Here is a 14,143-nt window from a genome sequence, read left to right as displayed (position 1 = left end):
AATAAGATGTTAAGGATGTTAAAACGGAATAAAATCGGTGAGTAGCATAAATTAACGTATTAAAGCTAAATTTCCGGGCCATTTTAATATAAAAGCATTAGATATCATCTTATTGAAATATAATTTCCGGCAAGTTTTTGTTTTGCTATTATGCAGCCGGAATGTAGCAAAAATGCTGCTTTTTGTGAGCTAAGCTGGCATTCCTGGAGAAGTTTTTCATAAAAGTGTTAACGTGCTACACTTGCATTTGATATAAGTCAACGAAGCGTTGTTTTTATGCTTATCGGTTGTTGTTGGTGCTGTTAGGTTGCTGTTAATACGGTTAGGATAAGCGCCAGTCCGATACCCACGGGGCACGCAAATATTCATCCTGACTGGCTGAGCTAACACTGAAGTTGACGTAGATGGATGGTGTATTCCGAAGATTATTTCGTACACCGGTTGCGAACGGCATGCTGTTACGATGAACAGTAAGTGCAACCGCCGTACGCCCTGTTTTCGATTTGTTGGCAAATTTTAGGTAGCGAAACATGCAGACCCCGCACATTCTTATCGTTGAAGACGAACTGGTCACGCGTAACACCCTCAAAAGCATCTTTGAGGCGGAAGGTTACATGGTCTATGAAGCCACCGACGGCGCCGAAATGCATCAGGTACTGACGGAAAACGACGTCAATCTGGTGATTATGGACATCAACCTGCCGGGCAAAAACGGCTTGTTGCTGGCGCGTGAACTGCGTGAGCAGGCGAACGTCGCACTGATGTTCCTCACCGGCCGTGATAATGAAGTGGACAAAATTCTTGGCCTGGAAATTGGCGCGGATGATTACATCACCAAGCCATTCAATCCGCGTGAGTTGACTATCCGTGCGCGTAACCTGTTGTCGCGTACCATGAATCTGGCGATGCCGAACGAAGAACGTCGTCAGGTGGAAAGTTATCGTTTCAACGGCTGGGAGCTGGATATCAATAGCCGCTCGCTGATCAGCCCGAACGGTGAGCAGTACAAACTGCCGCGCAGTGAATTCCGCGCCATGCTGCACTTCTGCGAAAACCCAGGCAAAATTCAGACCCGTGCTGATCTGCTGAAAAAGATGACCGGTCGCGAGCTGAAGCCGCATGACCGCACCGTGGATGTCACCATCCGCCGCATCCGTAAGCATTTCGAATCTACGCCGGACACGCCAGAAATCATCGCCACCATTCACGGCGAAGGTTATCGCTTCTGCGGTGAATTGCAGGACTAAGGCACAATAAAAAAACGCCCGTCAGGGCGTTTTTTTATGCGCGAAGGTCAGTGCCACGGCATAATCGGCACCGCGCTCAGCGCGTTTTTCGGCGAGCCTTCCACGACTTTATCCGAGTAGGCCAGATAGACCAGCGCGTTGCGCTTTTGATCATAAAAGCGTACAACCTGCAGCTTCTTAAATACCAGCGATGTGCGCTTCTGGAATACCACATCCCCCTGCGCTTTACCTTGCGCAATTTTATCGCTCAGCGTTACCGGCCCGACCTGTTGGCAGGAGATCGCCGCATCGGAGGTATCCTCCGCCAGGCCTAATCCGCCCTTGATACCCCCGGTTTTTGCCCGGCTGATATAACAGGTTACATTTTTTACATCGGGGTCATCGAAGGCTTCCACCACGATCTTATGATCGGGGCCAAACATCTTGAAAACCGTGTCAACTGAGCCGATCTCCTCTGCCTGGAGGGATCCCGCGAAGGCATATGTTGCCAAGGTGACTATAAGAAGGCGAGCTATTGTCATGGAGTTACCATTGCAAACGGAATAGATGAGAATGTAATGTACTGGCAATCGATAACAGAACCAAACCAAATGGGTAACAACCCGCATTGATGTAGCACAGTCGACTTACAAAACCGCCCTCTCGCCTTTTTGCATTTCGTGCTATTATTCGACGACTTCATAAGTTGCGCCACCAGAGAGTTATGAGGATGTTTTATGGACCAAGCCGGTATCATTCGCGATTTGCTTGTCTGGCTGGAGAGCCATCTGGATCAACCCCTTTCACTGGATAATGTCGCCCTGAAAGCGGGTTATTCCAAATGGCATCTGCAGCGCATGTTTAAGGACGTGACAGGCCACGCGATCGGCGCTTATATTCGCGCTCGCCGGCTGTCGAAGGCTGCGGTGGCGTTACGCCTCACCAGCCGCCCGATTCTCGACATCGCTCTGCAATACCGTTTCGATTCCCAGCAGACCTTTACCCGTGCGTTTAAAAAGCAGTTTAATCAGACGCCCGCCTGGTATCGTCGTTCGTCAGACTGGAACTCCTTCGGTGTCCGCCCCCCGATCCGTCTGGAAGATAACCACATGCCCGAGCCGCAGTTTGTCACGCTGCCGGAAACGGTGTTGGTGGGACAGACACAGAGCTACAGCTGCACGCTGGAGCAGATTTCCAGCTATCGCGATGAAATGCGTGTGCATTTCTGGAAGCAGTTCCTGCTGGAAACTGACACCGTGCCGCCGGTGTTATATGGCCTGCATCAGGTACGCGCCAGTCATGAAAAAGATGATGAGCAGGAGATTCTCTACACCACGGCGGTGCCTGCCGACCAGCTGGCAAAAAGCATGCAGTCCAACCAGAGTGTGATTCTGGAAGCGGGTGATTATGTGCAATTCACCTATAACGGACCGCGCACCGCATTGCAGGAATTTATTCTGCTGCTGTACGGCACTTGCATGCCCACGCTGGGCCTGGTGCGACGTCAGGGACAGGATATCGAACGCTTCTTCACCCACGGCGGTAAGAAACGTAGCGAGCCGCCAACTGAGATTCGCTGTGAGTATCTGATTCCGATCCGTCCGGTGCAGGAACGCTAACAGCAAAATGCCGTCATCACGACGGCATTTTCATATTGCGCGATAAATCGCGCCGCTACAGGTCTGTCAGCGCTGTAATTCATCCAGCGCCGGTGCATCCAGATGCGACACATCCCCGGCGGTCTCCACCACCCAACCCGCTGCCAGCCAGGCGCTTTGCTGATGGTCGACGCGTGAGATCGAGCAGTTACGCAGACGCAGACGACGCTCCGCATGTGCCGGTAAGCCAAGAATCGTACTCACCAGCACCCCAAGCGCCATACCGTGGCTGACAATCAGCGGACGGCTCCCCTCCGGCAATCCGAGACAGTCATTCAACGCCGCGTGCATCCGCGCCGCCATCTCTGCCATCGATTCACCGCCCGGGATGCGGCCATTCTCAGTGCCATCCACAAGCGTCTTACGCCAACTCTCTTCTTCCGGCGTCAGCCCTTCGATCGGGCGCTGTTCCAGCACCCCCATATTCAGCTCGCGCAGACGCGCATCGAGGGTTACCGCGCAACCACACGCATCGGCGATGATCTCTGCGGTACGACGAGTACGTCCTAAATCGCTGGCAATCACGTGGGTAATGCCCAGCGATTTAACGCGCTCGCCCACTTGATGGGCCTGTTGCTCACCTTTTTCCGTCAGCGGACTGTCGGACTGCCCCTGAATGCGTCGGGCCGCATTCCAAACCGTTTCACCGTGACGAACAAGATAGACCTGTAGCATGCTTAATTTCCGTTATACTGCGACAAATTTGCCTTGAGGGTTCAAACAATTATGTACCATGTTGTCGCAGCCACCATCAATCCGGCAAAAATCCGCGCGATTGCACAAGCGTTCAACGACGTTTTCGGCGAAGGATCCTGCCATATTGAAGGGGTCGAGGTCGAGAGCGGCGTTGCAGCTCAACCGCTGACGGATGTCGAAACGCGAACTGGCGCACGTCAGCGCGTTGCCAATGCACGGGCCAAAAGGGCCGATGCCGACTTTTGGGTGGCGATTGAAGCCGGTATTGAAGGCGATAGTGCCTTCGCGTGGATGGTGGTGGAAAACGCGCAACAGCGCGGCGAATCGCGTTCTGCCAGCTTTACACTGCCAGCGGTGGTGATGGCGGGGTTAGCCGCCGGTCACGAACTGGGTGATGAGATGGCGCGTTTAACCGGCGTGGAGAATATCAAACACAAAGGCGGCGCAATTGGCGCGTTCACCCACGGGCTACTGACGCGTTCCAGCGTCTACCATCAGGCGCTGATTCTGGCGCTGTGTCCGTTCACCCATCCGTTGTACCAGCAGTAATCAGGCGCGTCCCAAACGCGCTTCCAGCCAGCGTTTCAGCTCCGGCGGTGCTTCTTTCAGGCTGTTGGAGCCACGGGTAATGGTGGCAATGCCAACACCCAACTCATTCTTCAGCTCACGCTGGCTCATCTCTCCGTTCATCAACTCTTCAATGATGCGCAGACGGGTACCAAAAGATTCCCGCTCATCCGGGGTCATCATCAATTGCAGCAACGGCAAGGCAACGCCATCGGCGAAGGCATTTTGCATCAGGTCAACAAAACGCAGCCAGTTATCTTCAACAGGCTGGGAAGAAAGGGGTTGGCTCATGAAGGGCTTCCGTACTCATTAACGAGTACGGAAGCATAGCACAGTCAGTAGCGGCGATTCCACTCGCTATCTGCCAGAATCTTATCGGGTTGTCCCATGAAGTAGCGATAGTAGGCATCATACGCCAGCACGTTCTTCACGTAGCCACGGGTTTCCGAGAACGGGATGGTCTCGATAAAGGCCACCGCATCCAGACGTCCCCCACTGTTGTTCAACCAGCTCTTCACCCGCGACGGCCCGGCGTTGTATGCCGCCGAGGAGAAGATACGGTTTTGCTCAAACTGCTGATACACATATTCCAGATACTGCGTGCCAATCTGGATATTGGTTTGCGGATCAAGCAGCTGGCTGCTGTTCACATAGCCGGGAAGATTATACATCTTCACGGTATGCGCGGCAGTGGCAGGCATCACCTGCATCAACCCACTGGCTCCTACCGGCGAACGCGCTTTCGGATTCCACGCGCTCTCCTGACGCGAGATCGCCATCGCATAACTTTGCGGAATCGCTTTGCCCTCGGTGTACTGCTGATACAGGTTGCGCCATGCCAGCGGGAAACGCTCTTTCAGGCTGTCCCACATTTTGGCGGTAATGGTGGCCTGTACGCTCAGATCCCACCAGTCCTGCTCATTGGCGTAGCGCGCCAGCATCTGCTGTTGTTCCCGGGTTTTGCTGGAAATCAGGTTAGCCCATTCACTGCGTGCCAGGTTATCCAGCCCCCAGTACATCAACTCGCGCACCCGAGCCAGTTCAGCGCCCTGCACCAGATTGTTATCCGGTGCCGGTGCCTTATTGACCTGCAACGGATATTCGACACCCAACCGCTGCGCCGCCACCATCGGATAGAAACCTCGACCCTGCATCAGCTTACGCAGCATCTCGTCGGCTTCCTCTTTACGTCCCTGCGATATCAGCAGATCGGCCTGCCAGTATTGCCACTCATCTTTCTCTTTGGCCTCCACTGGCAGACGGGCAATCCAGGTATTCAATCCACGACGATCATTATTGCCCAATGCCAGCCGCACCCGCCGCTCAATCAACGTGGTGGATTCGCTGTTCATCACCACGTTATCGCGCCAGCGCGCCTGATCAGTGGTGACGTCATTTCCCATCAACCGCCAGGCCACAATCTCTTTCAGCGCCTGCTCATCTTCCGGCCCCATTTTCTGCGACTGCACCAGCCCCGGGATCATCAGGCGGGCATTTTCAGCGTCCTGGCGCGCCACGCGGGCAAAGGCAAAATTGGTTGCCTGGCGGGTAAAATCGGTTGGCCCGACGCTGCTGGCAAAAGTGGTGACGGTCTGCGGATTTTGCTGCAACGCCATCACTGCCGTGGCGATGGTTTGATAATCCGCCGGCAACATCTTCGCCAGATAACTGACCAGGCTGTCATTGCCCTCTTTCATTGCCAGGCGAATACGTTCAAGGATAGTGATCGGCGAGAGCTGCCCGGCGGATTGCCACACGGAGAACAGCTGGTCGCAATCATTGGGCAACGAGGTACCACGCAGCCAGATGGCTTTCGCGCCATCAAACGCCACCTGCTGCTGGCCGGTGGCCCATTTGGCGTAGTACCAGTTACAACGCGCCTGCACCGGTTGCGGTGCTTCCGGGCTGAAACTCAACAACTCCTGCCAGTCCTGGCGGTGTGCCAGCACATTAACAAAACGGGTGGCGAGCGAGCGCGCAGGCGGTAACGTTGGGTATTGTTGAATGAAATTCTTCACCGCCAGCGGTGTTTCCTGATCGAGATCCTGCGCCAGCATACGGTATTGCAGATACGGATAGAGCGGGTAATCCTGAAGCGTAGGCATCAGCTGTGCCACGGTGTCCATCTGCTTGTTATCCCAGGCTTGCTTTATCTGGGCATAACGCTGTCGTTGCTGGTCAAGCGAATCGGCCCATACGCTACTGGCCGTGCTGACCAGGCAGATCCCTATTATCCAGTTACGCCATTTATCCACTTCGCTCTCCTCTTGGTGCTGCGATCCAGCTGCATGTCATTCATGCTAACCAGGCCAACCCACTCTTACCATGTTCTTCATAAAATTTACGATCACGCACCGCTATCGACCAGATGCTGCGCCGCCATTGTGCACTTATTCATCACAAAAACTTATCGTACAAAGACGAATTCCACATAATCATTCTGTTACAAACATGGCACGGCCTTTGCTCTGTTGAATTCCATCTTGTATACCAGTTGGAATTCACTCATGGCATCGACTTTTGGCTTCACGCTTCAGGATTGGCAACAGCGTTACCAACAGGAACCGCAACAAATTACGGCCCTGCTGGAGGCACACCTCGCCGCTATCGATAACCAGGACAACGCGTGGTTGTATCTCGCCACACCGGCACAGTTGCAGGCGCAAATTGAACCCCTGTTAGCCAGTTATCTGCGTAACCCGGCTGCGCTGCCGCTGTTTGGTGTCCCTTTTGCGGTTAAAGACAATATCGATGTCGCGGGCTGGCCCACCACCGCCGCTTGCCCGGCCCTGACCTATACCGCCCACGCCGATGCCTTTGTCGTTGCCCAATTGAAAGCCGCCGGTGCGGTGGTGATCGGCAAAACCAACCTCGACCAGTATGCCACCGGGCTGGTGGGTACGCGTTCCCCCTATGGAGCCGTGCGTAACACCTTCAATCCCGACTATGTCAGCGGTGGTTCCAGCTCCGGCTCGGCGTCGGTACTGGCACGGGGTCTGGTGGGTTTCTCGCTCGGCACCGATACCGCAGGTTCCGGTCGCGTCCCGGCAGGCTTCAATAATGTGGTGGGCCTGAAACCAACCAAAGGCTGGTTCTCGGCCAGCGGTTTGCTGCCGGCCTGCCGCCTGAACGACACCATCTCGGTGTTTGCCCTGACGGTGGAAGACGCCTTTGCCGTCGCCAGTGCCGCTGGCGGTTATGACGCTGGCGACGCCTATTCACGCAGCAATCCGCATACTGCCCCCGCCAGCATCAAGGCGCACCCCGACTTTGCCATTCCGGCCAACCCGGAATTCTTTGATGACAAACAGGCCGAAGCCGCCTGGGACAGCGCACTGGAGCGCCTGCTCGCCAGCGGTGCCACGCTGCACCCCATCGATTTCACCCCATTCCAGCAACTGGCCGAACAGCTCTACTACGGCCCGTGGGTGACGGAGCGCACCGTGGCGGTGGGTGAGATGCTTAACCACCCGGATGAGATGGACCCGGTGGTCTATGGCATCGTGAAAAGCGGCCTGGATTACAGCGCAGTCGATGCCTTCAAAGCTGAATATCTGCGCGCTGAGCTGACACGCCAAATCCAGCACACGCTGGCGCAGTTTGATGCATTGGTGGTGCCAACCTCCCCGACCATCCACACCATTGAAGAGATGCAGCAGGAGCCGGTGCGCTACAACTCGCAGTTCGGTACCTACACCAACTTCACCAATCTGGCCGATCTCAGCGCGCTGGCGCTGCCGGGACCATTCCGAGCCGATGGACTGCCTGCGGGCATCACCCTGGTTGCGCCCGCCTGGCATGACCGGGCGCTGGTGGAGTTCGGCCTGCGCTGGCAGCAGCAGCTGGCTTTGCCGCTGGGTGCCACCGGCAAAGCACAACCGGCGCAGCATCGCGCGCTGCCGCCTTCCGCCGATCATGTGCGCGTGGCGGTAGTGGGTGCGCACCTCACCGGTATGCCACTCAACTTCCAGCTCACTACCCGCCAGGCGGTACTGGTGGAGGAGACCACCACCGCCAGCAACTACCGGCTGTTTGCGCTGCTGGATGGCCCAATCAAAAAGCCGGGCCTGTTGCGCGATGAACAAGGGGCAGCGATTACCGTCGAGTTGTGGGATATCCCGCTGGCGCGCTTTGGCGAGTTCGTGGCAGAAATCCCGCCACCGCTGGGTATTGGCTCGCTGACGTTGGCCGATGGCCGCAACGTAAAAGGTTTTATCTGTGAACCCATGGTGCTGAAACAGGCACTGGAGATCACCGAATTTGGCGGCTGGCGCAACTGGCTGGCAACTCAGGGGAGTAAATAATCATGTTCAGTACCGTTCTGATTGCCAACCGTGGCGAAATCGCCTGCCGTGCCATCCGTACCCTGAAACGTCTGGGCGTGAAAAGTGTGGCGGTGTACTCCGACGCTGACCGCAACGCGCGCCATGTGAAGGAAGCCGATGTGGCGATTGCCCTTGGCGGCGACAAAGCCAGCGACAGCTACCTGAAAATCGACAAAATCCTCGCGGCCGCCAAAGAGACGGGCGCGGAAGCCATCTGGCCCGGCTACGGTTTCCTCTCCGAAAGCCTGCCGTTTGCTGCCGCCTGTGAAGAGGCGGGCATCGCTTTTGTTGGCCCAACCGCACAGCAGATTGGCGAGTTTGGTCTCAAGCACCGCGCCCGTGAGCTGGCCGCCAGCGCGGGCGTGCCAATGACGCCGGGCACTCCGTTGCTCTCCTCGCTGGAAGAGGCGTTAGACGCCGCTGAACGTATCGGCTATCCGGTGATGCTGAAAAGCACCGCCGGAGGCGGTGGGATCGGCCTGACCCGATGCGCCGATGCGGAGGCGCTGCGCAATGCCTGGGAGAGCGTGCGCCGTCTCGGCGAGCAATTTTTCAGTGACGCAGGCGTGTTTCTCGAACGCTGCATCGATCGCGCCCGTCACGTCGAAGTGCAGATTTTTGGCGATGGCAGCGGCAAAGTGATTGCCCTTGGCGAGCGTGACTGTTCGCTGCAACGCCGCAACCAAAAAGTGGTGGAAGAGACGCCAGCACCGAACCTGCCACAAGCGACACGTGACGCTTTACTGGCTTCCGCCGTGCGCCTTGGCGAGCTGGTCAGTTACCGCAGCGCAGGCACCGTGGAATATATCTACGACGCCGAACAGGACGCGTTCTATTTCCTCGAAGTGAATACCCGCCTCCAGGTCGAACACCCAGTGACCGAGTGTGTCACCGGCCTCGATCTGGTCGAGTGCATGTTGCAGGTGGCCGCGGGCGATAGCCTCGACTGGGCGCGGATGCAGCAGGCACCGCAAGGCGCATCCATTGAAGTCCGCCTGTACGCGGAAGATCCGCTGAAAAACTTCCAACCCAGCCCTGGCGTGTTGACCGGTGTCAGCTTCCCGGATGATGTACGCGTTGATGGCTGGATCGCTACCGGCACCGAAGTGTCCGCGTATTACGATCCGATGGTCGCCAAGCTGATCGTCCATGCCGATACCCGTGACGCCGCATTGGCGAAAATGCAGCAGGCGCTGGGCGCGACTCAACTGCACGGTATCGCCAGCAACCTGGATTATCTGCGCCAGATCGTTGCCACCGAAGCGTTCCGCAGCGGCAACGTCTGGACGCGTTACCTCGACAGCTTCACCCCGGCCGCCAGCGTGGTTGAAGTGCTGCAACCCGGCACCTTCAGCAGCATTCAGGATTTTCCGGGGCGTCTCGGCTACTGGGATATCGGCGTGCCGCCCTCCGGCCCGATGGATGATTTCGCCTTCCGCCTCGCTAACCGCATTGTGGGTAACCATGCCGCCGCAGCCGGGCTGGAATTTACCCTGCAAGGCCCGACGCTGCGTTTTCACAGCGACGCGTTGATTGCCCTGACCGGTGCCGATTGCCCGGCCGATCTCGACGGCGAGCCGGTCAGCTACTGGCAACCGGTCAAGGTCACGGCGGGACAGACGCTGACGTTGGGCCGCGCCCACAGCGGTTGTCGCACCTATCTGGCGGTACGCAACGGTTTTGATGTGCCGGAATATCTCGGCAGCCGCTCCACCTTCTCACTGGGTCAGTTCGGCGGCCATGCCGGGCGCACCTTGCGCGTTGCCGATATGCTGCCCATCTCCCAGCCTCAGCTTCCGGCCTGCACCACACCGGCCCCGGTCAGCGAGCCACAGGCGCTCGAACACGCGCTGGTGCCGCACTACGGCAGCGAATGGCGTATTGGCGTGCTTTACGGGCCGCACGGCGCACCGGATTTCTTCACTCAGGCCGCTATCGATGAATTCTTCGCCAGCGACTGGCAGGTACACTACAACTCCAACCGTCTCGGTGTACGTCTGGTCGGTCCGAAACCGAGCTGGACGCGTGCTAACGGCGGTGAAGCCGGGTTGCATCCTTCCAACGTCCACGATTGTGAATACGCCATCGGGGCGGTGAACTTCACCGGTGACTTCCCGGTGATCCTCACCCATGACGGCCCAAGCCTGGGGGGGTTCGTCTGCCCGGTAACCATCGCCAAAGCCGAGTTGTGGAAGGTCGGTCAGGTGAAACCGGGCGATCGTATCCGTTTCCATCCGATCAGCGCTGACGAAGCCGTCGCGCTGGAGAAAGCCCAGGCGCACAGTGTTGCAACCCTGCGTTCTGCCCATGCGCCAGCCTTCGCCGTGCCGTCCCTGGCGGCCAGCGACATCGGTTCAGCAACGTTACTGGCAGCGTTACCCGCCACCGCCAGCACCCCGGCAGTGGCCTATCGCCAGGCCGGTGATAAATACGTGCTGATTGAGTACGGCGACAACGTGCTGGATCTGGCATTGCGCCTGCGTGTCCATCTGCTGATGCAGGCGCTGCGTGCACGTGCGGTGCCCGGCGTGGAAGAGTTGTCGCCCGGCGTGCGTTCATTGCAGATACGCTACGACAGCCTGATCCTCAGCCAGCCGCAACTGATGACGTTGCTGCTGGAGCTGGAAGCCAGCCTCGGCGATGTCAGCCAGCTGAAAGTGCCGTCGCGCATTGTCTGGATGCCGATGGCGTTTGAGGACAGCGCCACCCTCGGCGCGGTGGAGCGTTACAAAGAAACCGTGCGCGCCACCGCCCCGTGGCTGCCAAATAACGTCGACTTTATCCAGCGTATTAATGGTCTGGAGAGCCGCGACGCGGTGCGCGACACCCTTTTCGCGGCCAGCTACCTGATCCTTGGCCTCGGTGACGTCTATCTCGGCGCGCCCTGCGCGGTGCCGATCGATCCCCGCCATCGCCTGTTGAGCTCCAAATACAGCCCGGCGCGTACCTTTACCGCCGAAGGCACGGTCGGCATTGGCGGCATGTACATGTGTATCTACGGCATGGACTCCCCCGGTGGCTACCAGCTCGTCGGCCGCACGCTGCCCATCTGGAATAAATTCCTGAAAAACGATCAGTTCGCGGCTGACGAACCCTGGCTGCTGCACTTCTTCGATCAGGTGCGCTTCTATCCGGTCAGCGAAGCCGAGCTGACACAGCTACGCGACGATTTCCGCGAAGGACGCGCCCATATCCGCATCGAGGAAACGCTGTTCGATTTCGCCGCCCACCAGCAATTCCTCGACGACAACGCCAGCGCCATCGCCGAGTTCCGCGCCCGTCAGGCGGCGGCCTTTGAACAGGAAGTGACGCTGTGGGCACAGGAAGAACAGAACGCCCCGCTCACCAGTGAAGAAACGCTGGTGGTCGCGGAAGAGGACGACAGCGCCCTGGCCGTGAGCGCCGATATGAACGGCAACATCTGGAAAGTGCTGGTGCAGCCGGGTGACGAGGTAGAAGCCGGTCAGACACTGATCATCGTCGAAGCGATGAAGATGGAGCTGGCCATTGTCGCGCCCGAGGCCGGTCGCGTGAAACGTATCGCCTGCCAGGCGGGGCGTCCGGTGAGTCCGGGCGACACCCTGCTGTGGCTGGAATAAGGATTGCCCATGAGTACCAGCCCGCAACGCAGCAAAGGCCGTCCGGAAGCGCTGGCAGAGAAGGTCTACCAGGCGCTGAAGAACGATATTTTTGAGTTTCGCCTGATGCCCGGCGACCGCTTTAGCGAAAGCGAAATCGCCGAACGGATGGAGGTCAGCCGCACGCCGGTGCGTCAGGCGCTTTTCTGGCTGGAGCGGGAAGGTTATGTCGAAGTGTGGTTTCGCAGCGGCTGGCAGGTCAAGCCGTTCAACTTCGAATACTTCGAGGAGTTATACGACTTCCGCACCGTGCTGGAACGCGAGGCGGTACGCCGTCTCTGCGCGCTGCCGCCGTTGCAGTGCGCGGAAACGCTGACCGAACTGAAAATTTTCTGGATCGATAACCCGCGTCTGGAAGAGGGCAAAGCCGTGTCGTTGCACGACGAAGCCTTTCATATGGCGCTGGTCAGCGCCACCGGCAATCGGGAAATGGCCAGGGTGCACGCCGAACTGACCGAAAAAATTCGCATCATCCGCCGTCTCGACTTCACGCGTGATGACCGGGTCGATGCCACGTATCGCGAGCACGCTCAGATTTTACGGGCGATATTTCAGCAACATACCGAGGAGGCACAGCGCATTCTGACCGACCATATCGCCGTCAGCAAAGCAGAGGTCAGAAAAATCACTTTACACATGTTACAGCAGGCCCGGCTTCAACCCATTGAATAACAACACATTACACATTTAGGGGTTTAAACGATGAAAAGACGTTCGTTGCTTAAGGCTTTCGCTCTCTCCGCTACCGTCATCAGCATGGGCTTGACCTTTGGTGCCCAGGCTGCCGATACCATCAAAGTGGGGATCATGCATTCGCTCTCCGGCACTATGGCCATTTCGGAGACGCCGTTAAAAGATGTTGCGCTGATGACCATTGATGAAATTAACGCCAAAGGCGGCGTGCTGGGCAAAAAGCTGGAACCGGTGGTGGTCGACCCGGCCTCCAACTGGCCGCTGTTTGCCGAGAAAGCCCGTCAGTTGCTGACGCAGGACAAAGTCGCAGTGGTGTTTGGCTGCTGGACCTCGGTATCGCGTAAATCGGTGCTGCCGGTGTTCGAAGAGTTGAACGGCCTGCTGTTCTATCCGGTGCAGTACGAAGGGGAAGAGATGTCGCCGAACGTGTTCTACACCGGCGCGGCACCTAACCAACAGGCGATTCCGGCGGTGGAATATCTGATGAGCGAAGATGGCGGTAGCGCCAAACGCTTCTTCCTGCTGGGCACCGACTACGTCTACCCACGCACCACCAACAAGATTCTGCGCGCCTTCCTGCATTCGAAAGGGGTACAGGACAAAGATATCCAGGAAGTGTATACGCCGTTTGGTTACAGCGATTATCAGACCATCGTCTCCAACATTAAGAAATTCTCGGCCGGTGGCAAAACAGCGGTGATCTCCACCATCAACGGCGACTCCAACGTGCCGTTCTACAAAGAGTTAGCTAATCAGGGCATTAAAGCCACCGATATTCCGGTGATCGCCTTCTCGGTCGGCGAGGAAGAACTGCGCGGTATCGATACCAAACCGCTGGTCGGTCAGTTAGCGGCGTGGAACTACTTTGAGTCCGTCGATAACCCGACTAACGCCAAGTTCGTTGCCGATTACAAAGCCTATGCCAAAGCGCATAACCTGCCGAACGCCAACACCGTGGTGACCAACGACCCGATGGAAGCGACTTACGTCGGCATCCATATGTGGGCACAGGCGGTAGAGAAAGCAGGCACGACCGATGTGGATAAAGTGCGTGCGGCCATGGCCGGACAGACCTTTAAAGCGCCGGATGGTTTCACCCTGACCATGGACAAAACTAACCACCATCTGCATAAGCCGGTGATGATCGGTGAAGTGGAAGAGAACGGTCAGTTCAACGTGGTGTGGCAGACCGACAAACCGGTCCGCGCCCAGCCGTGGAGCCCGTATATCGCCGGTAACGATAAGAAGCCTGATTATCCGGTGAAATCAACGCAGTAAGGTGCGGCCTTGGCCCTCACCCTAACCCTCACCCTAACCCTCACCCTAACCCTCTCCCGCAA

The 14,143-nt window shown here is 57.4% G+C and carries 11 protein-coding genes; 7 read left to right on the top strand and 4 right to left on the bottom strand.

Annotated features, from left to right (window positions below; translation table 11 throughout):
- Window positions 1–530: 530 nt before the first annotated feature.
- Window positions 531–1,247, top strand: a complete 717-nt coding sequence (gene arcA, locus PAT9B_RS03115; RefSeq protein ID WP_013507799.1) for a two-component system response regulator ArcA — start codon at window positions 531–533, stop codon at window positions 1,245–1,247.
- 47 nt (window positions 1,248–1,294) lie between these two features.
- Here arcA and creA read toward each other — a convergent pair whose 3' ends face one another.
- Entirely contained in the window at window positions 1,295–1,768 is a 474-nt protein-coding gene (gene creA, locus PAT9B_RS03110; protein ID WP_013507798.1) for a protein CreA, read from the bottom strand.
- Between the two features lie 195 nt (window positions 1,769–1,963).
- On the opposite strand from creA, the gene robA reads away from it, so the two are divergent.
- On the top strand, window positions 1,964–2,845 hold the full coding sequence (robA, locus tag PAT9B_RS03105) for an MDR efflux pump AcrAB transcriptional activator RobA (RefSeq protein ID WP_013507797.1): 882 nt from the start codon (window positions 1,964–1,966) through the stop codon (window positions 2,843–2,845).
- A 66-nt stretch (window positions 2,846–2,911) separates the two neighbouring features.
- Here the strand turns inward: robA and gpmB are convergent, their stop codons facing one another.
- Window positions 2,912–3,559, bottom strand: coding sequence for a 2,3-diphosphoglycerate-dependent phosphoglycerate mutase GpmB (gene gpmB, locus PAT9B_RS03100; protein ID WP_013507796.1), 648 nt, complete (start codon window positions 3,557–3,559; stop codon window positions 2,912–2,914).
- Between the two features lie 51 nt (window positions 3,560–3,610).
- Between gpmB and yjjX the strand changes: the two genes are divergently transcribed.
- A complete protein-coding gene (gene yjjX / locus PAT9B_RS03095; protein ID WP_013507795.1) occupies window positions 3,611–4,129 on the top strand; it encodes an inosine/xanthosine triphosphatase in 519 nt (172 codons plus the stop codon).
- Here the strand turns inward: yjjX and trpR are convergent, their stop codons facing one another.
- Window positions 4,130–4,438 (bottom strand): trp operon repressor, encoded by a 309-nt coding sequence (gene trpR / locus PAT9B_RS03090; RefSeq protein WP_013507794.1) that lies wholly within the window; start codon window positions 4,436–4,438, stop codon window positions 4,130–4,132. It lies immediately after the preceding gene.
- A gap of 44 nt (window positions 4,439–4,482) precedes the next feature.
- Entirely contained in the window at window positions 4,483–6,402 is a 1,920-nt protein-coding gene (gene sltY, locus PAT9B_RS03085; protein WP_013507793.1) for a murein transglycosylase, read from the bottom strand.
- Between the two features lie 252 nt (window positions 6,403–6,654).
- Between sltY and atzF the strand changes: the two genes are divergently transcribed.
- The 4 genes from atzF to urtA are packed head-to-tail and all read left to right on the top strand — an operon-like array spanning window position 6,655 to window position 14,081.
- Window positions 6,655–8,451: an allophanate hydrolase gene (gene atzF / locus PAT9B_RS03080; protein WP_013507792.1), complete on the top strand. Its 1,797-nt coding sequence runs from the start codon at window positions 6,655–6,657 to the stop codon at window positions 8,449–8,451.
- Window positions 8,452–8,453: 2 nt separating this feature from the next.
- Entirely contained in the window at window positions 8,454–12,071 is a 3,618-nt protein-coding gene (gene uca / locus PAT9B_RS03075) for an urea carboxylase (RefSeq protein ID WP_013507791.1), read from the top strand.
- Between the two features lie 9 nt (window positions 12,072–12,080).
- Window positions 12,081–12,782, top strand: a complete 702-nt coding sequence (locus tag PAT9B_RS03070) for a GntR family transcriptional regulator (RefSeq protein ID WP_013507790.1) — start codon at window positions 12,081–12,083, stop codon at window positions 12,780–12,782.
- A 30-nt stretch (window positions 12,783–12,812) separates the two neighbouring features.
- Complete coding sequence (gene urtA, locus PAT9B_RS03065) at window positions 12,813–14,081, top strand: urea ABC transporter substrate-binding protein (protein ID WP_013507789.1); 1,269 nt, start codon at window positions 12,813–12,815, stop codon at window positions 14,079–14,081.
- The last annotated feature ends 62 nt before the right edge of the window (window positions 14,082–14,143 follow it).

Source organism: Pantoea sp. At-9b (assembly GCF_000175935.2).
In the GTDB taxonomy this organism is placed as follows: Bacteria; Pseudomonadota; Gammaproteobacteria; order Enterobacterales; family Enterobacteriaceae; genus Pantoea.
Note: the sequence above shows the minus strand (reverse complement) of the source record. Positions and strands in the feature narration are given on the sequence as shown.

Excerpts from the sequence above, each read along its gene's own strand:
- arcA (WP_013507799.1), top strand. The coding sequence starts at position 531 with ATGCAGACCCCGCACATTCTTATCGTTGAAGACGAACTGGTCACGCGT.
- creA (WP_013507798.1), bottom strand. The coding sequence starts at position 1,768 with ATGACAATAGCTCGCCTTCTTATAGTCACCTTGGCAACATATGCCTTC.
- robA (WP_013507797.1), top strand. The coding sequence starts at position 1,964 with ATGGACCAAGCCGGTATCATTCGCGATTTGCTTGTCTGGCTGGAGAGC.
- gpmB (WP_013507796.1), bottom strand. The coding sequence starts at position 3,559 with ATGCTACAGGTCTATCTTGTTCGTCACGGTGAAACGGTTTGGAATGCG.
- yjjX (WP_013507795.1), top strand. The coding sequence starts at position 3,611 with ATGTACCATGTTGTCGCAGCCACCATCAATCCGGCAAAAATCCGCGCG.
- trpR (WP_013507794.1), bottom strand. The coding sequence starts at position 4,438 with ATGAGCCAACCCCTTTCTTCCCAGCCTGTTGAAGATAACTGGCTGCGT.
- atzF (WP_013507792.1), top strand. The coding sequence starts at position 6,655 with ATGGCATCGACTTTTGGCTTCACGCTTCAGGATTGGCAACAGCGTTAC.
- uca (WP_013507791.1), top strand. The coding sequence starts at position 8,454 with ATGTTCAGTACCGTTCTGATTGCCAACCGTGGCGAAATCGCCTGCCGT.
- PAT9B_RS03070 (WP_013507790.1), top strand. The coding sequence starts at position 12,081 with ATGAGTACCAGCCCGCAACGCAGCAAAGGCCGTCCGGAAGCGCTGGCA.
- urtA (WP_013507789.1), top strand. The coding sequence starts at position 12,813 with ATGAAAAGACGTTCGTTGCTTAAGGCTTTCGCTCTCTCCGCTACCGTC.